Origin of the sequence: Frigoribacterium sp. RIT-PI-h (assembly GCF_001297205.1) — a bacterium.
GTDB lineage: Bacteria > Actinomycetota > Actinomycetes > Actinomycetales > Microbacteriaceae > Frigoribacterium.
In genome coordinates this window covers 55,928-78,111 of the sequence record NZ_LHOZ01000072.1, presented here as the reverse complement: position 1 = coordinate 78,111, position 22,184 = coordinate 55,928, and the positions used below count along the sequence as shown (strand labels likewise).

General features: G+C 63.8%; 25 protein-coding genes. 11 read left to right on the top strand and 14 right to left on the bottom strand.

Annotated features, from left to right (window positions below; translation table 11 throughout):
• Positions 1–11: 11 nt before the first annotated feature.
• From AEQ27_RS09685 to AEQ27_RS09665, 5 genes are all read right to left on the bottom strand, one after another.
• A complete protein-coding gene (locus AEQ27_RS09685) occupies positions 12–1,094 on the bottom strand; it encodes an isocitrate/isopropylmalate dehydrogenase family protein (protein WP_054146454.1) in 1,083 nt (360 codons plus the stop codon).
• 59 nt (positions 1,095–1,153) lie between these two features.
• Entirely contained in the window at positions 1,154–2,449 is a 1,296-nt protein-coding gene (locus tag AEQ27_RS09680) for a CitMHS family transporter (protein ID WP_054146453.1), read from the bottom strand.
• Positions 2,450–2,643: 194 nt separating this feature from the next.
• On the bottom strand, positions 2,644–3,447 hold the full coding sequence (locus tag AEQ27_RS09675) for a FadR/GntR family transcriptional regulator (RefSeq protein WP_152970290.1): 804 nt from the start codon (positions 3,445–3,447) through the stop codon (positions 2,644–2,646).
• On the bottom strand, positions 3,434–3,913 hold the full coding sequence (rraA, locus tag AEQ27_RS09670) for a ribonuclease E activity regulator RraA (protein ID WP_054146452.1): 480 nt from the start codon (positions 3,911–3,913) through the stop codon (positions 3,434–3,436). Before rraA ends, AEQ27_RS09675 begins: the two co-directional genes overlap by 14 nt.
• Positions 3,914–4,351: 438 nt before the next feature.
• Complete coding sequence (locus AEQ27_RS09665) at positions 4,352–4,807, bottom strand: Lrp/AsnC family transcriptional regulator (protein WP_054146451.1); 456 nt, start codon at positions 4,805–4,807, stop codon at positions 4,352–4,354.
• Between the two features lie 109 nt (positions 4,808–4,916).
• On the opposite strand from AEQ27_RS09665, the gene AEQ27_RS09660 reads away from it, so the two are divergent.
• The 4 genes from AEQ27_RS09660 to AEQ27_RS09650 all read left to right on the top strand — a co-directional run bounded on the left by AEQ27_RS09660 (position 4,917) and on the right by AEQ27_RS09650 (position 8,577).
• On the top strand, positions 4,917–5,537 hold the full coding sequence (locus AEQ27_RS09660; protein WP_054146450.1) for a LysE family translocator: 621 nt from the start codon (positions 4,917–4,919) through the stop codon (positions 5,535–5,537).
• Between the two features lie 11 nt (positions 5,538–5,548).
• On the top strand, positions 5,549–6,001 hold the full coding sequence (locus AEQ27_RS09655) for a PaaI family thioesterase (RefSeq protein ID WP_054146449.1): 453 nt from the start codon (positions 5,549–5,551) through the stop codon (positions 5,999–6,001).
• Positions 6,002–6,693: 692 nt separating this feature from the next.
• On the top strand, positions 6,694–7,266 hold the full coding sequence (locus tag AEQ27_RS17255) for a hypothetical protein (RefSeq protein ID WP_152970289.1): 573 nt from the start codon (positions 6,694–6,696) through the stop codon (positions 7,264–7,266).
• Between the two features lie 723 nt (positions 7,267–7,989).
• Complete coding sequence (locus AEQ27_RS09650; protein WP_054146448.1) at positions 7,990–8,577, top strand: hypothetical protein; 588 nt, start codon at positions 7,990–7,992, stop codon at positions 8,575–8,577.
• Between the two features lie 144 nt (positions 8,578–8,721).
• On the opposite strand, the gene AEQ27_RS09645 is transcribed toward AEQ27_RS09650, so the two are convergent.
• From AEQ27_RS09645 to AEQ27_RS09620, 6 genes are all read right to left on the bottom strand, one after another.
• Positions 8,722–8,949: a hypothetical protein gene (locus tag AEQ27_RS09645; RefSeq protein WP_152970288.1), complete on the bottom strand. Its 228-nt coding sequence runs from the start codon at positions 8,947–8,949 to the stop codon at positions 8,722–8,724.
• A gap of 31 nt (positions 8,950–8,980) precedes the next feature.
• A complete protein-coding gene (locus tag AEQ27_RS09640) occupies positions 8,981–9,508 on the bottom strand; it encodes a hypothetical protein (protein ID WP_054146446.1) in 528 nt (175 codons plus the stop codon).
• A gap of 2,401 nt (positions 9,509–11,909) precedes the next feature.
• A complete protein-coding gene (locus tag AEQ27_RS09630; RefSeq protein ID WP_054146444.1) occupies positions 11,910–12,812 on the bottom strand; it encodes a hypothetical protein in 903 nt (300 codons plus the stop codon).
• 249 nt (positions 12,813–13,061) lie between these two features.
• On the bottom strand, positions 13,062–13,304 hold the full coding sequence (locus AEQ27_RS09625; protein ID WP_054146443.1) for a hypothetical protein: 243 nt from the start codon (positions 13,302–13,304) through the stop codon (positions 13,062–13,064).
• Positions 13,305–13,370: 66 nt separating this feature from the next.
• A complete protein-coding gene (locus AEQ27_RS17250; RefSeq protein ID WP_161805523.1) occupies positions 13,371–13,715 on the bottom strand; it encodes a hypothetical protein in 345 nt (114 codons plus the stop codon).
• A gap of 101 nt (positions 13,716–13,816) precedes the next feature.
• Positions 13,817–14,128: a hypothetical protein gene (locus AEQ27_RS09620; RefSeq protein ID WP_152970286.1), complete on the bottom strand. Its 312-nt coding sequence runs from the start codon at positions 14,126–14,128 to the stop codon at positions 13,817–13,819.
• 343 nt (positions 14,129–14,471) lie between these two features.
• Here AEQ27_RS09620 and AEQ27_RS09615 point away from each other — a divergent pair, with 343 nt between their 5' ends.
• The 4 genes from AEQ27_RS09615 (at position 14,472) to AEQ27_RS16595 (ending at position 17,643) form a co-directional block, all read left to right on the top strand.
• Positions 14,472–14,990 (top strand): hypothetical protein, encoded by a 519-nt coding sequence (locus AEQ27_RS09615; protein WP_054146441.1) that lies wholly within the window; start codon positions 14,472–14,474, stop codon positions 14,988–14,990.
• A gap of 157 nt (positions 14,991–15,147) precedes the next feature.
• The gene (locus tag AEQ27_RS09610; RefSeq protein ID WP_054146440.1) at positions 15,148–15,489 is read left to right on the top strand and encodes a hypothetical protein; all 342 of its coding nucleotides are present in this window, start codon (positions 15,148–15,150) and stop codon (positions 15,487–15,489) included.
• A 125-nt stretch (positions 15,490–15,614) separates the two neighbouring features.
• A complete protein-coding gene (locus tag AEQ27_RS09605; protein WP_152970285.1) occupies positions 15,615–15,812 on the top strand; it encodes a hypothetical protein in 198 nt (65 codons plus the stop codon).
• A gap of 1,240 nt (positions 15,813–17,052) precedes the next feature.
• Entirely contained in the window at positions 17,053–17,643 is a 591-nt protein-coding gene (locus tag AEQ27_RS16595) for a hypothetical protein (RefSeq protein ID WP_369813621.1), read from the top strand.
• Positions 17,644–18,026: 383 nt separating this feature from the next.
• Here the strand turns inward: AEQ27_RS16595 and AEQ27_RS09585 are convergent, their stop codons facing one another.
• A complete protein-coding gene (locus AEQ27_RS09585) occupies positions 18,027–18,614 on the bottom strand; it encodes a hypothetical protein (RefSeq protein WP_054146435.1) in 588 nt (195 codons plus the stop codon).
• 265 nt (positions 18,615–18,879) lie between these two features.
• Here AEQ27_RS09585 and AEQ27_RS09580 point away from each other — a divergent pair, with 265 nt between their 5' ends.
• Both AEQ27_RS09580 and AEQ27_RS09575 read left to right on the top strand, forming a co-directional pair.
• Positions 18,880–19,434, top strand: a complete 555-nt coding sequence (locus AEQ27_RS09580) for a hypothetical protein (RefSeq protein WP_054146434.1) — start codon at positions 18,880–18,882, stop codon at positions 19,432–19,434.
• A 4-nt stretch (positions 19,435–19,438) separates the two neighbouring features.
• Complete coding sequence (locus tag AEQ27_RS09575) at positions 19,439–20,032, top strand: TetR/AcrR family transcriptional regulator (protein WP_054146433.1); 594 nt, start codon at positions 19,439–19,441, stop codon at positions 20,030–20,032.
• 294 nt (positions 20,033–20,326) lie between these two features.
• Here the strand turns inward: AEQ27_RS09575 and AEQ27_RS09570 are convergent, their stop codons facing one another.
• Positions 20,327–20,746, bottom strand: coding sequence for a GNAT family N-acetyltransferase (locus tag AEQ27_RS09570; RefSeq protein WP_235451048.1), 420 nt, complete (start codon positions 20,744–20,746; stop codon positions 20,327–20,329).
• Between the two features lie 94 nt (positions 20,747–20,840).
• Positions 20,841–21,839 (bottom strand): SDR family NAD(P)-dependent oxidoreductase, encoded by a 999-nt coding sequence (locus AEQ27_RS09565; RefSeq protein ID WP_054146432.1) that lies wholly within the window; start codon positions 21,837–21,839, stop codon positions 20,841–20,843.
• Here AEQ27_RS09565 and AEQ27_RS09560 point away from each other — a divergent pair.
• The gene (locus tag AEQ27_RS09560; RefSeq protein WP_054146431.1) at positions 21,838–22,182 is read left to right on the top strand and encodes a MerR family transcriptional regulator; all 345 of its coding nucleotides are present in this window, start codon (positions 21,838–21,840) and stop codon (positions 22,180–22,182) included. The two genes, AEQ27_RS09565 and AEQ27_RS09560, sit on opposite strands and share 2 nt — an antisense overlap.
• Positions 22,183–22,184: the final 2 nt, after the last annotated feature.

Below are 22,184 nucleotides of genomic sequence, written 5' to 3'. Positions count from 1 at the left end.
CCGAGGGAGAACTAGACGCGGGCGACTGCGGCGACGACGGCGTCCGCAAATTCGCTCGTGCCGGTGGTGCCGCCCATGTCGGGGGTGACGGTGCCCTCGAGGACGGCGAGGTCCACGGCAGCCTCGACCTTGTCGGCGGCAGCCAGAATCTGGGCGTCGTCGAACTTGGCACCGAGCCAGCGGAGGAGCATGGCCGAGGACAGGATCATTGCGATGGGATTGGCGATGTTCTTGCCGGCGATGTCCGGGGCACTGCCGTGGGATGCCTGGGCCATGGCGTGGGTGTCGGAGGAGTTGATCGACGGGGCGATACCGAGCGATCCGGCAACTTCTCCGGCGAGGTCGGACAGGATGTCGCCGAACATGTTCTCGGTGACGATGACGTCGAACTTGTTGGCACGGCGGACCAGGTGCACGGTGGCGGCGTCGATGTGGAAGTCGTTGACGCTGACTTCGGGGTACTCCTTGGCGACGTCGCGGCAGACGTCACGGAACAGGCCCGTGGTCATCTTGAGGACGTTGGCCTTGTGGACGATCGTGACGCGCTTGTCGCGGGTCATGGCGAGCTTGAAGGCTTCGTGGGCGATGCGTGTGGTGGCGGCGCGGGTGATGATGCCGTGCATGATCGCAACGTCAGGGGTGGGCATCATTTCGCCGGTGCCGGCGAAGGTGTTGCGGTCGGCGTAGAAGCCTTCGGTGTTTTCCCGGACGATGACCAGGTCCGTGCCCTCGACGATCGCGTTGCCTCCGCGGAATGCCTTTGCGGGGCGAATGTTGGCGAAAAGGCCGAAGTGCTTGCGGATGGTCCCTGAAGGGTTCAGGAGGGACTTGTGGGGTTCGGGGTAGGCGGCGCTGTCGTGGGGGCCGAGGAGCCAGCCGTCGACGTTGTCGAGCGCCTCGAGGGTCTCGTCGGGGACGGCGGTGCCGTGGGTGTCGATCGCGGCACGGCCGAGGGGCAGCTCCTGCCAGGCGATGGCGGGGGCGCCTGCTGCGGCGACGGCGGCATCGAGGATCTTGACGGAGGCCGGGACGATCTCCGGGCCGATTCCGTCGCCGTTCAGGACTGCGAGGCGGTAGGTCTTGTCGGTGGTCATGGTGTGTCCTTCTTTCTTCTCTCGGTCTCATTGACGGACCGGGGTCTGGAGGGGAGAGGCTAAGCGAGGGAGATGGCGCCGGTGAGGAGCTGGAAGCCCAGGAACGCGAAGCAACCGGCAACGACCCAAAGGATGGAGAAGCGCTGGAACTCGCCGAGTTCCTTCTTCAGCAGGCCCAGGAGGACCCACAGCGGAGCCGAGGCCGGGCCGATCATGTGGCTGATCTGGCCGACGACGCCGGCGCGGGCGATCTCGTTGGCGTGGACTCCGTACTGCCCAGCGGACTCTGCCAGGACAGGGAGGATGCCGAAGAAGAACGCATCGTTGGACATGAAGAACCCGAGCGGGATCGCAATGATCGCAGTAAAGAGCGGGATCAAATTCCCGAGGGAGTCAGGCACGACGCTCAGGAGCGTGTCGGCCATCGCTTCGATCATGCCGGACTCGGACAGGATGCCGGTGAAGACGCCAGCAGCGAGGACGAGCATGACGACGGGGACGGCGCTGGCGGCGTGGCGCTGGATGAGCTCGCCCTGGGTGGACAGCTTGGGGTAGTTGACCAGCAGTGCGATCACGAAGCCGCCGATGAACAGCACAACCAGGGGCGCGATGTCGGCGACGAGGAGCACCAGCAGCAGAACAGTCAGGCCGGCGTTGACGAAGGTGCGCCAGGTCGGCTTCTCGCCGCCCTCAGCCTTGCGGGCCTTGATCTCAGCGGAGAGCTCGGCAATCGATTCCGGCGTGACCGTGCGGCGTGCCCGGATGCCGAGGACGAATGCCATGCCGATGATGAAAAGGGACGTTAGGGCCAGGGACGGGATGAGGCTGACGAAGTACTCACCAGCGTCGAGGTTGAGGACGCTGATGGCGCGGGTGGCGGCGCCGCCCCAGGGGGTGGAGCCGGAGATGAGTCCGAGGGACATCGTCGCGATGACGGCGATGATCAGCGGGTTTAGGCCCAGGCGGCGGTAGATGGGGATGAACGCCGAGCAGATGATCATGTAGCTGGTCGTGCCGTCGCCGTCGAGGGCGACGAGGAGCGCGAGGACGGCGGTGCCGACGACGATCTTGACCGGGTCACCCTTGGAGATTCGCAGGATCAAGTTGGTGACCGGGTCGAATAGCTTGGCGTCCATCATGATCCCGAAGTACAGGATTGCGAACAGCAGCAGGACGGCGGTCGGTGCGACGGTCTCAAGGCCCGAGAGGACCATGTCGCCCAGCTGCGGACCGAAGCCGGCGATGACGGCGAAGATGACCGGGGCTGCGATAATCGCGACGAACGCTGTCGCGTACTTGCGCATGACCGCGACCATAAATGTGGCGAGCGTTGCGAATCCGAAGATTGCGAGCATCGTTGCTCCTCTTAAGGGTTAGGGATCTCTCCCAGACGGCGACGTTGACGTACTCCCCAAGTGGGAGCCAGATGTTCCTCCGCGAGGAACGTGGACGACGCTACACAATAAGTGGTCGACCAGTCAACCAGTTCGGATGGACTTTTCCAGGGCGCTTCCGGAAGACGAAAAAAGGGCCCCCGTGGGGGCCCTTGTCACGTGTTGGCGTCGATCGAGGTCGAGTCGCCCAGAGTGGCGATGAGTCTGGCGCTGGCCTTGGCCATGTGCTTTTCCATGTGCCCTCCGGCCGCGTCCGGGTCTCGTCGTCTGATCGCGTCGAAGACGGGTTCATGCTCGTGGAACGAGACGTCGAAGGTGGGCTCGGCCTCCATGACCCGGTGAATCCACACGCGAAGAAGCGACGAGATGCTCTTGAGCATGTTCGCCAGAACCGTGTTACCGGAGGCGTCGGCGACGGCGAGATGGAAGGCCACGTCGGCCGTGACGAACTCCTCGGTGGTTCGGGCAGCCCGCATCGACTCGAGAGCGACCTCGATCGCGGCGAGGTCGTCGTCTGAACGACGAGCAGCAGCCAGGGTCGTGGTGATTTTCTCCAGATGCTGGCGTGCCTCGACGAGGTCCGTGGTGTGCCGCTCTCCCAGAAGCAGCCCCCACTCGATGACCCTGGGCAGCAAGTCGGATTCGGCGCCTCGGAAGTACGTCCCGCCACCGTGGCGGAACTCGACAAGACCAAGGAGTCCCAGGGACTTAAGTGCTTCGCGGATCACTGATCGTCCAACGCCGAACGATTCACTGAGCTGGCGCTCTGAGGGCAGCTTCTCCCCCGGCCCGACTTGGCCGGAGAGGATGTAGTCGAGGAGAGCGCGCGCGATTTCGTTGGAGGCGGGCTCATGGCTGGCAATCTGAACCGGACCGAGGCCTTGAATGGTGCTGCCGTGTGCGCGGGGCGGCCGTCCGGCACGAGGTCGCGGCTCCGTGGAGGCTTTAGCGTTCGACAAGGATGCCGTCCTCGTCGCTGAACAAGGTCGCGCCAGGGCGGAATGTCACGCCGCCAAACTCGACGATCTCGTCGACGACACCGTGACCCAGCTTGGTGCTCTTCCTGGGGTTGGACCCGATGGCCTTGACTCCGAGCTCGATGCCGGCAAGAGCGATTCGGTCCCGCACCGCCCCGTGGATGACGACTCCCGCCCAGCCGTTCGATGCCGCGATCTCGGCGATCATGTCCCCCATGAGTGCCCGCCGAACGGACCCGCCACCGTCGACGACGAGAACGGCGCCACCGCCCGCCTCGGAGACGGTCGCCTTGAGGACAGCATTGTCCTCGAAGCATTTGACCGTGCGGATCGGGCCACTGAAGTGCGCCACGCCCCCCAGGTTCAACATCTGCAGGGGCAGCGACTGAAAGTCCTCGCCGCGGTCGTCGTAGAGATCAGCAGTGGGCTTCATGGTTCCTCCGGTCATTTCCTCGATCCTAGAACGGACCAGAGTGGTTGACCACTTAACCGCGTTGTCTCGTTCATGTCGCAGAGAGCCACGAGAGGGCGAGGCCATGTCGACTGTCGATCAACGTTGCCTTCGCCCAAACATGGCAATCACGGCCGGTCACACGCTCCTCGACGGCGCCTGGCGAGAGGTCGACATTTGGACCACACGGCCCCCGAGCAGGTCCTCATTCCGACGCTCACGCCGTCGAGCAGGGTCGTCACCCATTGCATCTCCACAACTGGGACAACAGCAACACTCCCCACCCCGGGCGAGGCTGTAGAGGCCTCGCACCGGCCGGGCCCGGCCCGGCCGGGTCTCGGTCGTTGCCCTACGCCCAAAAGCCCCCTTCGATCCTGACTCAGTCAGCTATGACCGCCCAGGCGTTGGTCACCGAAAGACCGCCTTGTCGCATCATCATCCGAGAGGTAGGGGCCGATCTCGGATGACTTCCTTCATGACGAGAGTGCTACTCAGGCGGAGGACACCGGGCAGGGCCGATAGGCGCGTGTCGTAAAGCCGCTGATACGACGTCAGATCGCGGGTGACGACGCGGAGCACGTAGTCCGGCTCCCCGAAAAGGCGTTGGGCGTCGATGACATCGGGCACCGCAGCGACCGCACTCTCGAACTCGTCGAGCACCTGGCTGCCCCCGTCACGCATCGTGACGAACAAGACCGCCTGGAAGCCAAGCCCAACCATGGCGGGGTCGATCTTTGCCCTGTAGTCGACGATGACCCCGGAGTGCTCAAGTTCACGCAATCGGCGGTGCCCGGCCGAGAGGCTGACCTGAACACGGTCAGCCAAGGCCGTGACCGTAAGACGGGCGTCTCGTTGCAGCTCCCAGAGAATCTTCCGGTCAATCGCATCCATGGGATCGATCCTCCCACCCTGGAGGTCTAAACCGCCATAAGTTCGAACCACCTGCCACTTAATGCCTCATAGTCTTCCGGTAACTCGTGACACGACGGAAGGAACTGACATGACGTGGGGCTCGCTCGCGGCGTTCTGGGCGGTGTCGGTGCTGTTCGTCATCACCCCCGGGGCAGACTGGGCCTACGCCATCACGGCCGGCCTCCGGCACCGATCGCCCGTCCCCGCTGTCCTCGGCATGCTCGCCGGCCACCTCCTAGCGACCCTGATCGTCGCGGCGGGAGTCGGAGCGCTCGTCAGCCGCGTTCCTGTCGTCCTGACCGTGATGACGGTTCTCGGCGCCCTTTACCTGATTTGGCTCGGAGTAGGCCTGCTCCGACACCCCGCGACCGTGCCGGGAGCTGAGGCAGTAACGGCCGCCTCCTCCCCGCTGCGGCAGGCGGCCAAGGGCCTCGGTATCAGCGGGCTGAACCCAAAGGTGTTCCTGCTGTTCCTGGCCCTCCTCCCTCAGTTCACCGACACCACCGCCCCCTGGCCTGTGGGTGTGCAGATGGGCACGCTGGGCCTGCTGCACGTCGCCAACTGCGCCGTGGTCTACCTGGTCGTCGGCTTCGGTGCCCGGCGAGTGCTGTCGTCGCGGCCCGCGGCGGCACGGGTGGTGACCCGCCTGTCAGGCATCGCCATGATCGTGATCGGAGTCATCCTGGTTGTCGAGAAGATCATCCGCTGACGGAGGTTTTCATGGCGCACGTCCCAGGCTTAGCCATCGCCTCGATCCGCGCCCGAGTGAAAGCAAGCTTTGACCGTCAAGGCCTTCTGACGCACCTCGGCGCGACACTCGATCGCGTCGACGACGGCATGGTGTCGGTCATCCTTCCAAGAAGGCCGGAAGTGTCTCAGCAGCACGGTTACGTTCACGCCGGCGCAACTAGTGCAATCGGTGTCAGCGCCGACGGCTATGCAGCTCTTACCCGCATGGAGGAAGGGTCCGAGGTGTTGACCGTGGGGTACAAGCTCAACCTCATCGCCCCAGCCCGCGGCGAGTACCTCTGCCCTGTCGGCACTGTGGTCCGAGCAGGTTGCACGCTCACTATGTGCCAGATCGAGGTCCGAGCCGTCGACGGTGATACCGACGCACCCATCGCTATCGGGCAACAGACTCTCATTCGGGCCAGCTCTCCTACACCTCAGTAGCCACCCCGGACAATGCCAACCGCCGGCACTCAGCCTGCTCGCACAACGTGCCCGCCGTAACTTCCCTAAGTGACTATGCAGAATTGCCCGAAGTGGGAGCACGCACCCATGCCCTTTGGAGCCGGAGCCTCATGGCGGCGTCCCTCGAGGCACGACACCTCAAGGCCCCGACCTCACGTCACTCCGCCGTCCGCCAGCCTAGGAACCTAGCCCCGTTGCCCGAGCTGGGGCTCTGACCGGCGGGCACCAGGCCCCTGAACCACAGGCCTCCGGCCACCGATCGTTTACCGAGACCCCTCTAACCCCCGGTCCCTGCAACGGAATCGGCCCCTGAGGCCGCACCCACTCCTACGTTGCATCCAGGTAAACACTATGTGTCTTCGCCAAGTTTCCGCATCGCATGTCCGTAGGTTTATGAGTACCTGTCCAGAAGGGCACGGAGGTGGACTCGCGGTGCAGTCGGGATAAGCGCCGACACAGCCCAAGACAGAGGTCGTCGAACCCACTGTGGAGGCGAACAACAATTGCGAGGCCTCGGACTCCGCTATCCCCTCACGACAAATCTAAACCCTTAGGATTAGAAATACATGTTGATTAATCGCAGGCATATGCGTGCCTCCCTTAGCGGAGCTGTCCTCGTTGCCTTCGCCGTGAACCTCGTTGGGTGTTCCACTACTTCCGCTCCGGAAGAAGTGTCCTCCCCGACCTTCACCCCGGCTTCGTCGGCATCAGCCGCAGGAGAGCTTGCGAATGAGATCGAGGATCTTCCAAAGAAAGATCGCGTCGATTTTTTTGCGGATGCTATGGCTGCGGGACGAGGAGGGACCGCTAAGAAGACTGCCCCGGTTACTGCTCGGCCGGCAACGGTTGGTGAGGTTGTCGTGTCGCGCCTAGAAGGTGACGGCATTGAGACTGTCTCTTCCGCGGCGGAGGACGGTGACATGGTGGTTCGAAGTGACTGCGGGGAGAACACCGAGACTGAGATTCTAGTTTCTTCCGAGAAGTTCCCTACTCGCTACGGGGCCCCGCAGGACTCTCCCGATGCAGAGGGATACCAGCGCTACCTTCCTTCAGGCGAGCCAATGAACTATGTCGTCGTTACCAACGACGATGGCGCTTTCTCGATCGAGGCCCCCTGGGGAGAGGCGATGGTGGTCCGACCTGGCGATGCCTTAGTCCAAAATCAAGCTGACCCTCAAGACATCTACCGTATCTACGGCCCTGCATTCACCTGCACGTACGAGATCACAGAAACAGCGCCCTAGGGGCGCAATTCGACAGGTACGCCGCTCCTCCAAACGCAAGCGACCGGGCAAGACAATGCCCGGCATGTCATTTCGACGCTCCTCATATTCACTCTCCATCGACCATCGGGCGCCCTGCGGACAATCAATTACTGGGCGCACGCAATTCGCGGACTTTTGACCGCATCCGCCGGTGGGCACTCGCGCCAGAGCTGCAAAGCCAATCTTCATCGGCCGATTTAGAAGCCGCGAAGGCCAGCCAGCCCTTGTATTTACGAGCTGGCCTGAGGTGCGTCGGGTGTTTCCTACTGATGAATGAGCTCATCGATGAGCAGGCCACCTCAGCTGCGCAGCACCGTTACGCACAGCTACTCGCCTCAAACGCTCTTTTGGCTTAGGTTCGTTCTTATTCAGTTGAGCATGCCTCCTGAGTAGCGGTTCGTCTTCTCGCATGGACGGACCCGTGGTGGTGCCAGACGACTCGTCTCTTCCCTGGCACCACCACCCACCACGAGACCCGCGCTAGCGCAGCAACGCCAGTCCCACCAAAAGCAGTGCCCACACCAAGAAGACCCAACCCACCCCAACCCACACGGCCGGGCGTCTAGAAGAGGACCCAACATGGTCCCTCAGGCGTAGCGCCTGGCGACCCAAGGCCCACGTCAGGGCCCGGCACAACAGCGAGGCTGAGAACGCGACGGGACGACCGTTCCCGTCCGACACCCCGACTCGAGGAGCAACCCCATGAACAAGCCCCGCACCGCCGTCGCCGTCTCAGCCCTGCTGGTCGCGACGGGCCTTGCCGCCGTCACGACCGCTGCGGCCGCCCCGTCCACCGTCTCGTCGGGCTCCACCGCCTCGGCCGAGGACCAGCTCACCGCCGTCGCCACGCCCCTCCTGTCGCAGCAGGCCGACGGCTACCAAGGGAAGTGGGCCATCGAGGGCGACACCCTCGAGGAGTCGTTCGAACAGGACGGTGTCGTCGTCTCCACCGGCACGACGAGCCTGCGGAACGGCCTGGCGGCCGACGAGGTCGTCTCGTTCGGGTACGTGGCCGGCTTCGGCGACCCCGACACCGGGGCGCAGCACGCGCAGCTCAGCGGACAGGCCGGGGCCGACGTCACCGCGGTCCGCATCGTGAGCGCATCCGGTATCACGACGCCGGCGACCCTCGCCAACGGCATCTGGGGAGCGGTCTGGACGGCCGACGACTCAACCGACGAGTACGGCCCGGCCACCCTGCAAGTCGACACCCCCGCCGGCACGACCACGGTGCCCACCGACCAAGTCGACGTGATCGCCGCCGAGCAGCGGGCCGCCGACCAGGGCTGAGTGGGAAGGCGGAAGGACGGGCCGCACCAGCAGCTCGCCCCCGTCTCCGCTCGTACTCCGAGGGCGGCAGGACGCGCGCGGAGAAAACACAAGACGTCGCCCTACGACCGATCCCCTTCCGGACACCCGCGATCTACCGGCTAGTCAGCCCGGCAGCGTCACTAGCCAGACGACGATTGCCATGGAATCAAGAACCATGAGGAACATGCCGGCCAGGCCCCACTTCCTGTAGAGCGGCGTGAAGAGAAAAGGTTCGCCCGCTAGGCCATCTCGGACGCCCTTGAATGCTCCGACCATGATGCAAGCGCCTCCGAAGCAGAGCGCCGGCAGCATCTGAACCAAAACACCACCGAATGCGTCTTCATGGAACAAGCATGCCAGGGTGAGTTCGCTAGGCCATCCCCTACCGTGCGTGCAGCTCACTGCCTCGTAGCTCGTCGAGCATGCGGGCGAGCCTGTCGTGGCCCCGCGAGGCGCTGACCGTCGACACAATGAGCAACACGAGGAAAACGAGAGCAAGGACGAACCAGACCGGACCCGATGTCGAGGCGATCCAGAGGCTGAGCGTAAGAAAGCCCGTAAACAGGACAGGCGCCAGCCACCTCCACCTGCGGTTCTGGTCATGCCACTTCTCCAGCATCGGAATCCATGTCGATGAGTCGACGTCCGGAGGAACTGCGCCTGCCTTCACCGCCGCTTGCATCCGAGACAACTCATCGATGCCGCCGGCACCACGCCGGGCACGGCTAATGACCACACCGAAGAAAGCCGTCATCGCACCCGCGTAGAAGATCGTTCCAAGCAGACGCGCAATTACTGACTGTTCGCCCGGCATGACGAGGACACCGATGCCCAGCCACATGGCAGCCAGAAAGATGAAGAGCAAGGGCAGGAGTGCTCGAAGCGGTAGAGAGCGGAAACGCGCCATCATGGGTACTCCTTCGGGTTAGCTCATACCCTTCCCTAGATCGACTCCTCGTGACCGCCTCGAAGCCGGACCGCCACGCGCGTACGGACACGGATGGTCTATCGGGCACTTTTGGGAGATAGCTGGCGCCACGCCAAGGAGCACGCGATGAGCGACCGCCCCAATATCTGCACCCTCGATATGGGTCACATCGTCTGCGACTAGACATCAAGACGGCATGATGTGTTGCTGAGGACCGAGCTGGAGGAAGACGTGGGCCGGGCACTGCGACCGCTATTGATGAGACACGCGATCTGGGGCGGGGTCCTGGCGGGATGCGGTTCCGCCGTCGTCATCGCTGTCGTCCTCATGGGTGGGCCCGCTGCTCTTCTTCCCCCGGGAGACCCGGGCAGTGCCAGCTACTACTCGTACACCCTGTGGTCGGCAGCCTTCTTCATGGCCTGCTTCGCTGTGGCCGGGAGCGTGGTGGGCCTTGTCTCGTCGCTTCTGGCGTGGGGTGTCGCCCGCTGCGTATCCCCACGACGGTCAGAGTCGTGGACCCGGGCGGTCGTCGTCATCGTGGCTGCCAGCCTCCTCGGAGCCGCCTCGGCTGCGGCCGTGCTGGTGGCGTTCGATCTCGATCCATCGGTCGGAGCCCTGTGGGCGACCTGTGTTGCCGTAGGCGCGGCCGCGGGAGCGTTGGGCGCGAGCTGGGCGTTGTGGATGTCGCAGGGTAAGGGTGCGTCATCCATCTCTGCATCGACGTGAAAGCACTCGACGGGGGCGGCTCCACGATCTTTGATAGGCCCCTAGCTGAGGCTTTCTGTTCCCGAAAAGCGATCGTCTATCGGACACGTCCACGGAGGCGCTCATTGAAGAACTTCTTACCGAATGAGTCCCATCGCGAGGACCTAAGACGCCGTCGTTCCAGGACAAGAGCGTCGTAGTGCTTCTGCAACCTGTTGCGGAGTTTTCTGGTCTGACCCGATCTGTAACCAATGCGACTCTCGAAGTCGAAGTCCTCGCCGAATTCATCGAGGGTGGCGCGGACGCAGAGGATGAGGACGGCAAGGTCTACCTCGCTGACCCGAACAGGAAAAAGCTCCTCCGTTCCGGAAAATCGCCGTCGCCAAAAGTTCCAGCCTTGGGGATGCAAATGACGTCTCACTCGGATGCGAAGGCCGGCGGCATGTTCGAGTTGGACGGGGGTGATAGGTCGAGGCGGCCATCGTGGCGAGGGGTAACACACCTCCGAAAGACTGTTCGAGAGGATGATCAGGTCGGCTTTCGACAGGAATATGCGAGCCACGTCGCTCTTACGCATGTTTGCCCACATGCAGCCTGTTTAGCGGTCAAGACGACTTTCGTCGAGCTGATGCACGCAACTAGAGACATCGTGACTTCTGGCACCGATCCACCCCTGACTGCCCTGCTTCGGTGACCGATCGCCTAGCGAGACACGGGGCAGGGCTCATAATCAGTGCATGAGTAGACGCTGGTCGTTCATCGTGGCGGTGAGCGCCTTAGTCACCCTCTTCGCAGGCTTGGGGGTCGTGGCCGCTGGCCAGGCCTACGGTTGGCTTCTCGTTGCTACAGGCCTGGTCAATACGGTGTTGGGCGTCGTTAGCTACAGGAAAGCGGTCCGGCAAGATCCTGAACTGCAGTAGCCGATCAACCATCGGGCGCTGCCGCACGTCGACCGTTTTCTCGAGCTGCGCTGACCTGACCGTCTTGATGGGTCAGTCCGAAACGCATCTCGGTGAAGAATCCCCTAGTGAGACGCCGCGGCCCTGAAGCGCACTTCGTCGCGACGCCCCACTGCGAGGGCCCGGCCAACGATCCCTTGCCGGGCAGCGCGCCTCAATGGCGAACGAACCACCTGAATGGCCACCGAGCTGAGCGAGCCCTCCGCCGCGCGCGTCGAGCCGCGTCCTGCTGTGCCGTTGCATGAGCTCGTCGAGCTCGAGCCATGATTTCATCGCCACGAGTCAGCCGTGCTGCAGCCCGCGTCGGGTGAGTGAAAAGACCAACACCTAACCACGCGAACAGCCCACCAGTCGTGACGACTAAGAGTGGGTGACCTCGGCCAGTGGATACGAGATCACCTGAGAGCCAAGTATCCGTAAGCCAAAGGCCCATCACCAGCGTGGCGATCCCCAGAACGACGACGCAGCCACCCGATACGCGCCACTTCCACATGCCCCCAGCACCTCTCTCCGCACCCGTTCAACAAGCAGGTCTCAAGCATCCGAGCGGAGCTGACCCTGCGCCCATAGCGCCACGCGTAATCATCTACCGAAGCCGAGCCGCGGAAGTGCCTCGTCGACGGGATGGTCGTGACTATCGAACTGGCCGGCCCGCTTCAGCCGTCACGACGCCCCCGAGGCGAGCCGCGCCCTGTGGCCCATCAGCTGATGGGACACCGTCATCCTGCCGGTCCGAGCTGGGCACATCTGACCGAGTGTTCTGCTGCCAATATGAAGCAGCCAACGGGCGCGGGCCCCTCGGACTTCGCCAAGTCCCACGCAGAGGCGCCGACCGCACGACGGGATGCGACCACCGCCCGGTCACGGTCCCCGAGCAGCTCACGCCCCTCTGGCGAGCGGGGTGGCATCAGTTCCGCGAGGCGGTAGAGGGCACGTTCATGCTCCACCTCTATGCCCGCCCGCGCGGCGGCAACCCGGGCTGTGGCTCCCCCTGACACCTCGAGGCGACGCCGGTGACCCCGTGACCAGACAGCCAAGGCCAATCCGGCCAGCACGAGAAGCATCAATGACCACGTGCCGAGCCACGGCGCGATGTGCTCGTTGACGGCCGTTCCTTCGTCGAACACAGCGAGGACCGCAGACGGCAGCGACAGCGCCGCGGCCCCTCCGACCAGGTACGGCGGCCACGACCGATCCGCCGACATGACCCCGACGACAGCACCGAGCAGGGCCACCCCAGCCCACACAGCAGCCAGGACATCGAGACGGTCCGGGACGGCGGCCGTGATGTTCGAGAACGGGACAGCCCGCGGCTGATACCTGCCACCACTCAGATTTTCGAACACCAAGAACGTTGCGATGAAAGTGACGGCACCGGGAATACCTCGCACGTTCAACCAGCGGACCGAGCGAACGTCTCTGACTTTGTCCGCATCCCCTCGTTGGAGCCGCTGCTCGATGATCCTCGACGTCGTTGTCCTGTACTCGTCGATGACCCCGACAACACGCTGGAACAGAACCGGGTGCTCCGAAAGCACGCTCCGTTCGACAGCCGCCGCCATCTCGTCCCTGCTACGGGATGTCGATCTCCGCAGCGGGAGCAATTCCTCGGGGCCCGTCATGCGTCAATCATCCAGCACACACGCTCACGAGATGGGACCACGGTCAAGCCATCAAGAGGGCCAGAAGACGGTCGTCTATCGGACGCTATGCCACGGGGCTACTTGCGTCGGCGAGCCCGCTGCTCTGCTCGGAGAACGAAACATAGCCCCACGAACGATGCCCCGAGCACTAGAGGTGCGATGTAGTAGATCACCGCCTCAGTGTGCCCTTGCCCCGCGCCTTGGCCAAGCGTCTCATTTCCCGATGGGCTATCGGGACAGTCTTCTCTCGCTGTTCTTCGATCCGACGTAGAGGGCTAGGTCGACGAGCAGCAGGACCAAGCCCACGAGGGCGACGGGTATGCCGGCGAAGATGAGAAGGCCCGCGCCGATGTTCGCTCCCCCATCAGTACCGGACAAGAAGTTGAAGGCAACGCCGCCGCCACTCACGAGCCCGGAGAGCGCGAGGATGATGCTGCCGACAACGAAAAAGCCGGGGCCCGATTTGCTCATGACGCCATTGTCACGCACGGCGCATAACTCCTCGACGAATCCGCGGTCGACTAAGAAAGCGATCCCCTATCGGACGGGCTGGCGCATCCGAGCGAGGACATTGATCACTTCGTCAAGCACGGTGGACATGACCGCGAGGTCTTGCCACTCGGCGTACTCGTCCTTGCGCCGATGCTCACCGTAGATCGCGATGTCATGGTCGAGTCCGTCAAACCAGACCTTGATCGGCACCCGCTGGGACCCCCGGTCGATGTAGGTCCCCCATCCGCAGACGACTTCGCGACCATTAGCCGAGGTCCAGTTTCGGTCTTCGTGCCAGTACGTCACGCCCCACTCCTGGACGGCAGCCTCCAGGTACCGCCGCAGTTGATGCTGCTCACTTGGGGCGGGCGGTAGCGGGCGATCGGGCATGACTCGAAACTAGTCAGATCAGCTCCGGACCCACTGACCTAGTCGACTCGCGCCCGCTACTCCATCGGCAAGTGAGACGCTGAAGCTGGTCAGGCGGGTCCCTAACGTGGGTCCCAGTGCGTCGACCAAAACGCGTCGATCCGTTCCCGGTCGGTCCACCATGTGACATCGACATCACGGGTCAGCGCGTCGATAAGGCCACCCTCTTCGCCGGGCACTCGATTGTCGGTGACCCAATCGCTCATGACGAACCGGCCGGCCGCGTCGAAGACCTGGTCGGGGCCGTCCCAGAACTCCAGCTCGTAGAAGTCGAGGCCGCCGGTCTCTGTCCTATAGCTGTGGGCGACCACGGTCGTTCCCGCAGCAGGTCCGGAGCCAATTGTGCCGACAATGCCGTGCTGATCCCAGTCCACCAGCTTGGGAACCCTGGGATCGACCTCTTCTCGCGGAGGTGTGAGTCGAGAGCGCTTAGGCCAGAGCCGCATGGACGAATATTGTCATGGACAGTTGCGCCGGGCTGCCCAAGGGCACTACCTGCCAAAGTTGGCCAGCGTTTCCCCTTGCGGTCGGCTGATCACCGATCGCCTATTGGGACGTTGAGTCCAAACGTGGGCGTGGTTGTAAGTCGATAACGTGCAACCCGGCCGTGAGAGCTGCCTCGCGAGCTTTCCCAACACGGCGGTGTGGCACCCTTCTTGCATGCGTCAGTCTCGTCTTCGCGCCCGTCTCCGATCCACGGCCACAGATCAACTGCTGGTGCTTAGACGCCGTTCGGAGCTCGGCGCACGGTACAGCGGTTACGTCCTAGCCGTCGGCTCGAAGTGGGTCCTGCTGGCGAGGACTGCCGATGGTGGATTCTTCGACGGTCACATTGCGTTCCGGCTCACCGACCTGCACGACGTGCGGAACGACACGTCGTTCGAGTCGCGGGCGGCGCAGCTCCGTCCAGAATGGCCACCGCGGATTCCTACAGGGCTTCTCAACGTCGACCTTGATCGGACTCGGAACGTGCTCAAAGCGTTCGGCGCCGACGGCTCCATCATCGCGGTGCAGAAAGACCGCCGCCCCGACCTGATGTGGGTCGGCGTCGTCGACGAGATCCGCCGCCACTGGGTGTACTTGCAGGAAGTCCGCCCCACCGGCGACTGGAAGGACCAGCCACTTGGTTACCGGCTACGACGCATCGCAGTCATCGAGCGAAACGGGCAGTACCTCCGCGGGCTCGCAGACGTCGCCGGCACTAGACCGCCGGCGACGGGTATGAGCAAGGAATGAGACAAGAACCGCGGGGCGCCCGCAAGGACCGGCCTACGCGCTGGTGCGAACCTAGAGGGGACGTAGCCAGCACCGGTCAGCGATCGGCAATCGGGCATTTTCTCCTCAAGCTACGCGGGCCTATCGGCGACGCTGTAAACCCGTTTATGCTCCGGTCATGATCACCGCCGAGGCGCTGGTGCCTTCGCACCCCTCGACCAGGGTCGACGCGGGCGCGATCGTGGTGCTGATCGTCGGCTTTGCTGCGACCCTGGTCGTCATCCTCGTCGCAGTTCTCTGGCGCGACATCATGGGCGGCAACTTCCTGTGGGCCAGGCCCGCGCTGGTGAGCATGCAATTGTCACTGTGGCTCTTGGCGATCGCCCTCTCCTGTCGTCGCATGCTGCGCGGCCGCCGCGCACTCGTTCCGGCTCTCTCACTGATTGGGGCTGCTGCTGTGGCCTTCCACGTAAGCATGTTCCTGCTCACAGCCAGCCTCCCCTGCCCCTCTCTCTGTTAGCAGTTGAACCGACGGACCGCCCGTAGGATGGGACCTCCTGCGTGACCGCTGACCGATCGGCTAATGAGACGGGGCAGAGACGCATCCCGTCGCCGCGCCTTCGCGCATACAGGTTGGATGACCTCATGAAGCGCAGCGAAGCCCCCATCATGATCGTCCTGGGCCTTGGAGCTCTCGCCGTCGCCGCCACCCTCTTTTTCATGTCAGCCGATCTCACCGTCGTAAGCAGGGGCTACGCCGGATGGCTTGTCGTCGGAGCGTGTTCCCTGGGTGGGCTCGGCTGCCTCATCTACGGCATCATTGCGTCCCGTCGCGGCCGGTGACCGATCGTCTATGGGGACGGTTGTCCAACCTCAGGACAGGACGACGGCGCAGCTTTAGGACTTGTCCATATGTCGCCGCTGCGCCAAAGCCCAGATTGCTTGGCCACCAAAAACGATGATCGTCACGGTCCCAATTCCGATGCCGGCGAAACCACCGAGGTCTGGCGTGGCACTAACGACCGCGAAAGAGACCACCTCGAGGACGCCGATTGCGACACCGATTAACCCCAAGCGCAGTCGCATGCGGACTTGGTTCGGGTGCGGGCGAGGCCTCATCTCATGAGTATGCCTGTGTCTATCGCGGGGGTCAGCGTTCGTTCCTTCGCCTGACTGCCCGCTCTCCAATCGGCTATCGGGCACTCCACCGCTCTCGGGCGAGCTCGAATCGGGCGAGGTTCGCTTCTCCCCGGAGCGCACGCTTGAATTAGCCGGCCACGCGCAGTAGCCGGTGGCTCTTCGTTCCTGACCGTTACTCTCCTCACCATCTAGGACTCTCTCAAGGCCGACCGGAAAGGGCCCGTGCCGCAGCCTGGCTCGAGGACTATGAACGTGTATTCACCCGACGAGGCACATTGCCCGGCGGTCTGGCCAGACTGGACGGCAAGCCCGCCCCTTCTGAGCCGGCGGGGTAATCCGGGGGTAATCCGAGGGCAATCTCGGAGGTGATGTGTCTATGATCGGGCCATGCCTACAAGCACAGTCACTGGTCAGCACACGAGAACCGCTCGAATGGATATCCATCAAGTGGCCGATGAACTTGTCCGCGGGCTGGGTCCCACTCTCGTTGCCGCACTGACAGGCTCCAGAGATCGCAAACTGCCAGCGAAGTGGGCAAAGCCCGATGGCCCCACCCCGACGGTGGCATTCACTCAGCGCCTGCAGCTAGGGCATCGAGCTTGGGCCACCCTTGTCACAGATGAAAGCGCGCATATCGCTCGCCAATGGTTCATTGGCGGCAACCCTCTTCTTGGCGAGGACACCCCCCTCACTGCGATCCGCGAGGACAGAGGAAGAGAAGTCATTGAGGCTGTCGCGGCGTTCTTAAGTGATGAGCCGGACGCTTAAGCGTGGGCGGGGGAACGACATGTTCGGTAACTGGATTGCACTTGGTGCCCGAGCTAGGGGAAACAACCTTCCGCATCGCAAACCTAAGTTCGGGCCCCTGTCCGCACCAGAACGGACCATCCGAACAGCGCGAAAGCGCTGGGGGCGATACGACTCTGGAGGAAAAACTCTGTACTTGGCTCGGGAAGCAGAGACGGCCTTTGCCGAGGTCCTGTCGCCGTTCAAGCGCCAGCTTGCATCAACAGATCCACTGGAAAAGGATGCTGCCGAGCTCGGTCTCACTCGGAGCGATTTCCTCGAGATCGTATCCGCAGAATGGAACGAAGAACAGTTCATGGGCATGGGCGCCGTCCCCCAGCAGTGGCGCGTCGATCGGTGCATCTACCAGGTCAACGGCGAGGGAGACGGCTGGTGGATCGACGTAGAGCACCCCGATTCGCTCGCAGTTCTCGAGGAGCAGCTCGAACCCGTCCTCATTCGGCAAGGCATCAAGAGCCTGACTACCGCTGTCCTGCGAGGTGAGAACCGAATTGTGACCACAGCCATCGGTGCGCACCTTCGACACCTTCCGGTCCTCGGTGGATCACCGGCGCGCGGTTTGCAGTTCGGAAGCAAACACGGTGGCGGGTGGTGCCGCGCGGCGTGGCTGCCGGGCCCAGACGACTCTTGGACGGCCGATTTCATCGCCACGAGCGGGGAACCAATCCTTGTCACCAACGAACATCTCGCCCGGGCAAGCGAACGGTTCCGCATCAAAGTGTTCTGACACCCTGACCGGCCTAGCGCTGTTGTGTTCGATGGATGATCCCTTATCGGACGCCGTCTACGAGCCCGTTCAAGCGATCAACGAGCTGTGCCATTCGAGGCGGCCCGAGTCGAAGGACGAGCGACTCAGAGAACCAGCGCATCCAGACCGCCTCGACATCATGGGTAGTGACGGCGCCGGCCTTGAGAAGAATGCGAACCAGGTCGATTGCCTCCATCTCATACTCATCCGACGGGGCACCGTCCGGCGAACCAGGCTCGAGACTGTACGGGTCCACATCGCTGAGAACAGCCAAGACACCAGCAAGGGTCTTCCTGTACGTGACTGTCCACGCTCTCATGCCCCAATAATGCCTGGGGCCGTCTCGACCGGTGACCGATCCCCTATCGGGCGTCCTGTTCGAGGGTGACCCACTCCTCGTCGCGGATGTAGCCCATGGCATCGTTCGCTCGCAGGATGGCCGCGTTGTCGGCCGACCCTCCCGTTCGGAACCGGGTCACGCCGTACGAGAGGAGCGCGAGGACTGAGCACGCCTTCACTGCGAAACCGAGCCTCCGCCCGCGCTGATCGCGACGGACGACTGTGAAATCGGTCTCGGCGGTGACCCCCTCGACATCGACGAAGGTCATGGCGACCAGCTCCCCGGCCGGCAGGAACACCCCATAGGCGCGTCGAAAGACGGAAGGAGTCGCTCGGAGCCTGCCGAGTCGTTCATGACGTGTCGCAACGCTCCCGGGATAGTCGTCGAAGGTCGCCGCGTCCAGACTCAGTACGGCATTGACGTCAGCCACCGTCAGCTCGCGAAGGGAATCGGAGCGCTCCACCTCGGCCACCAGTTGCTGCAATCGCTGCCGGTCGACACGCGGCGCATCCAGCTGCGCCCCGAACGACCGGGCCGCGATGCTCCAGCCTTCCGCCTCGAGGACGGCACGACGCGGATCGTCCAGGGGCAAGACGACGATTTTTCCCATGCGTCATCCTGACAGGCGGGAATCCATTCGATCCGGTCTTTCACTCGCGCTCAAGCGGCCGGCCACCGATCGGCTATCGGGACTACTCCACGTATTGAAGAACCGAGACCGCTTCTGCCCCCAATGAGGCTTTGGCTGCCTCGTGTCCAGGTTCGCTCGCCTGGCTGCATGAGCCAGCGAAGCACCGAGGAACCGCCCATCGACACCACGCGGAACTGGTGTCAGACTATTGAGTACACCTGTACTCAAACGAAAGGGGGGCCTCGTGACGCTTCTCGCGATCGTCGTCTGCGAGGTCGCGTTCTGGGTCGCGATCCTTGGCGGGCTCACCGCACGCTACGTTCTGCGTCGTCCGCGATTCGGCGCCGCGATGCTGGTCGCTGCACCGCTCATCGACCTTGTCCTGCTCATCCTGGTCGCACTCGACCTGCTCGGTGGCGGGGCTGCGTCCTGGCATCACGGGCTCGCGGCGATCTACATCGGGGCATCCGTCGTCTACGGGCACAGGATGATCGCGTGGGCTGACAAGCGTTTCGACCACCGGTTCGCCGGTGGCCCTGCACCGGAGCGACTCTCGGGACGGCGTCACACAGCACGCTGCTGGGGCGACGTGCTGCGGACGGGGGTCGCGGTCCTGATCGCCGGCGGGATTCTCGGGGGTCTTGTGGCCCTTGTGGACGACCCGGCGCGTACCGCCGAGTTGCGGGGGGCGTTCCCTGTGCTCGGGGTGGTCCTCGCCATCGAGGTCCTCTGGGCGATCAGCTACACCGTGTGGCCGCGAAAGCCTGCCATGTCGCCCACTGGGCCGGCCGGGGGCTGACCGAGTGCCCCGCCGTGTCGACCTCAAGGAACGGGGCGCGCTCGTCACCGCGGCATGCCTGCGCATCCTCGAGCGCGATGGTCTGACTGCCCTTTCGGTGCGCAACGTGGCAGACGAGGCCGGCATCGCCGCAGCATCGCTCCGGCGACTCTTCCCGAGTCAGCATGACCTACGCGAACACTGCCTGGTGATTATCGAGGAGCGGGTCGCTGCACGACTCATGGCCCTGAGCTCGACCGGCCGCACGCTCGCCCTCGATGTCCTGGCCCAGATGCTTCCCCTCGACCCGGAACGCACGACCGAGATCTCAGCACAGGTGCAGCTCGGAATGCTCGCACGCACCGACGAGAACCTCACTCCCAGCGCACGCCGCCTCAACGCCGGGGTCGGCCGAGTCTGCGCCCACGCCCTGGACATCCTGGCCGGAGCCGGAGACCTCGACACCGATCGTGACCTGGCCTTCGAAACCGACAGACTCCACGCGCTGATCGACGGCCTCGCGATCGAGCACACCTGGGACCCCACCGCTCGATCAGCTGAAGCGCTCCTGGTGCTTCTCGAACGGCATCTTCTCGAACTCGGTCAGGTGAACCACTGAAAGGCCTCCGGCGCCGAGCATCACCCGTGGGGTGGGAGGCTGACGCGAACTCCTTTGAGCTATCCCCTACCGGACGCGCTCTAGCAATCGATATTGAGCAACCTGAGGATTGTTCGCCCTCCTCATGGGCTTGCTCGTTCGACGGCAGTCGCGAGTGTGACCGTCCGGCCGCCGATCGTTGTCCGGGCGGAACTAAGCCTCGTCGGTCAATTGTTGGAACATGAGGTGGTCCTGCCAAGTGCCAGCGATTCTTAAGTACCTCGGTGCGAGCCCGAACTGCTGGAAACCGTTGCGTTAAAGAACTCGCTGCGACGGCTTGTTGTCCAGCAGCGTTTCGGCTTGAACTCGGTGTAGGCCGAGCGTTGTGAACGCGTATGTCAGGGCCGTCGCCACGGCGTCCGTCGCGAGCCCTCTCCCTGTGCGCTCCTGGGCAACCCAGTAACCCATGGCGCATGACTGGAAGGGCCCGCGGACGATACCACTAAGCGTCAGGCGGCCCACCACTGCCCCGTCGTCATCAAGGATGACGAAGGGTGCTGCGTCGCCACGGTCGTGTCGTTCGAGCGCCGCGCCGATATCGGCTCGTTGTCCGGCGTCCGTGAAGAACTCCTTGGAACGAGTTGGCTCCCACGGCGACAGGTAGGTGCGGTTCTGGACCTGCAGCTCAGAGAGGACGACGCTGTCGGCTGGCGCTATGAGTCGAAGTCGGTTCATCTGACCAGTTTGCGGGCGACCGTCAAAGCGTCCGTTAGACAATCGTCTATCGGGACGCCCGACACTCAATGGTCGAAGGCCACCGTCTGTGTTGTCAGCTCAGGATTCCAACACCAGATAGTTGCTCCGACTTCGACCAGAGGGCGGCGGCTGCAGCCGGGTCGGAGGCCACGGCGGCAAAGGGCTGCCCGAGTGCGTCGGGGGCGGTCTTGGAGCCGGTAGGGCCCCAGAACAGCGTGGGCGTGGCTTCGTGGTTCAGGGCGGCGGTGAGAACTCCGATATCGGCGGGTTCTGGGTCGCGTCCGATGACTCTTGAAACAGCCTTGGTCAAGACCCTCGTGGCCGCGGAGGCGTATGTCGCATGGAGGGGCGTGCGCGCCATTCCGGGGTGTGCCGCGAAGCTCCGGATCGTGCTGCCCCGGGCGGTGAGGCGTCGTTGCAGCTCGATGGCGAAGATCACGTTCGCCAGCTTGGATCGGCTGTAGGCGCGCCCTGGTGAGTACGTGGTGCGGCTCGACAGGTCGTCGAGGTCGAGCGTGGCCCCGGTGTAGAGAGCCGAGGACACGGTGACGATCCGGGGGTCGACTCCAGGTTCGAGGGCCGGGAGTAGATGCCCTGTGAGGGCGAAGTGACCGAGGTGGTTCGTTGCGAACTGGCTCTCGATGCCGGCGTGGTCGTGGCGGAGGGGGACGCTACTGATCCCGGCATTGAGCACCAGCAGGTCGAGGGGCGCGTCGCTCACGGTCTTGGCGAATTCGCGGACCGAGTACGGGTCGATGAGATCGAGAGGCGCGACGATCAGGCGGTCGGCCGGCAGGATCAACTCAGCGATCAAGTGGTCCCGTGTGCGCTCAGCCCGCGTCGTGTCGCGGGCTCCGATGACGACCTGTGCACCGCGCTGGACGAGCGCGCGGGTGGTGATCAGCCCCAGCCCGCTGGACCCACCCGTGACGACTGCCCGCCGCCCGGTCAGATCGGGAGCGGAGGCGAGAGGATCGGACAGTCGGATGCGAGTCGGGTGCGTCAAAGGGGTCATGCTCGGAGCGTAGAGTCTGACGTCGGCGTGAAGGTCAAGACCCAGGAAGGGCACCATGCGGATCGGTGAGCTGAGCAGGAAGACAGGTGCGACTCCGCGCGCTCTGCGGTACTACGAGGAGCAGGGCCTCCTCGGCGCGGAGCGTCAGTCAAACGGCTACCGCGAATACGCCCCGAACGCGGTCGCGATGGTTGAGACGATCCGCTCCCTCCTCGACATGGGCATGCCTTCTTCCTTGATCAAAGACGTCTTGCCCTGCACGGTCGGAGAACGATCCGAAGCGGCGTGCCCCGATCTCCTACGCCAGGTCGCCACCTTGCGAGACGACGTACGGAGGCGCGCCACTCGCTTCGAGATGATCGATGCCTCCCTCACGTCATATCTGACCGCCAACACCTGACC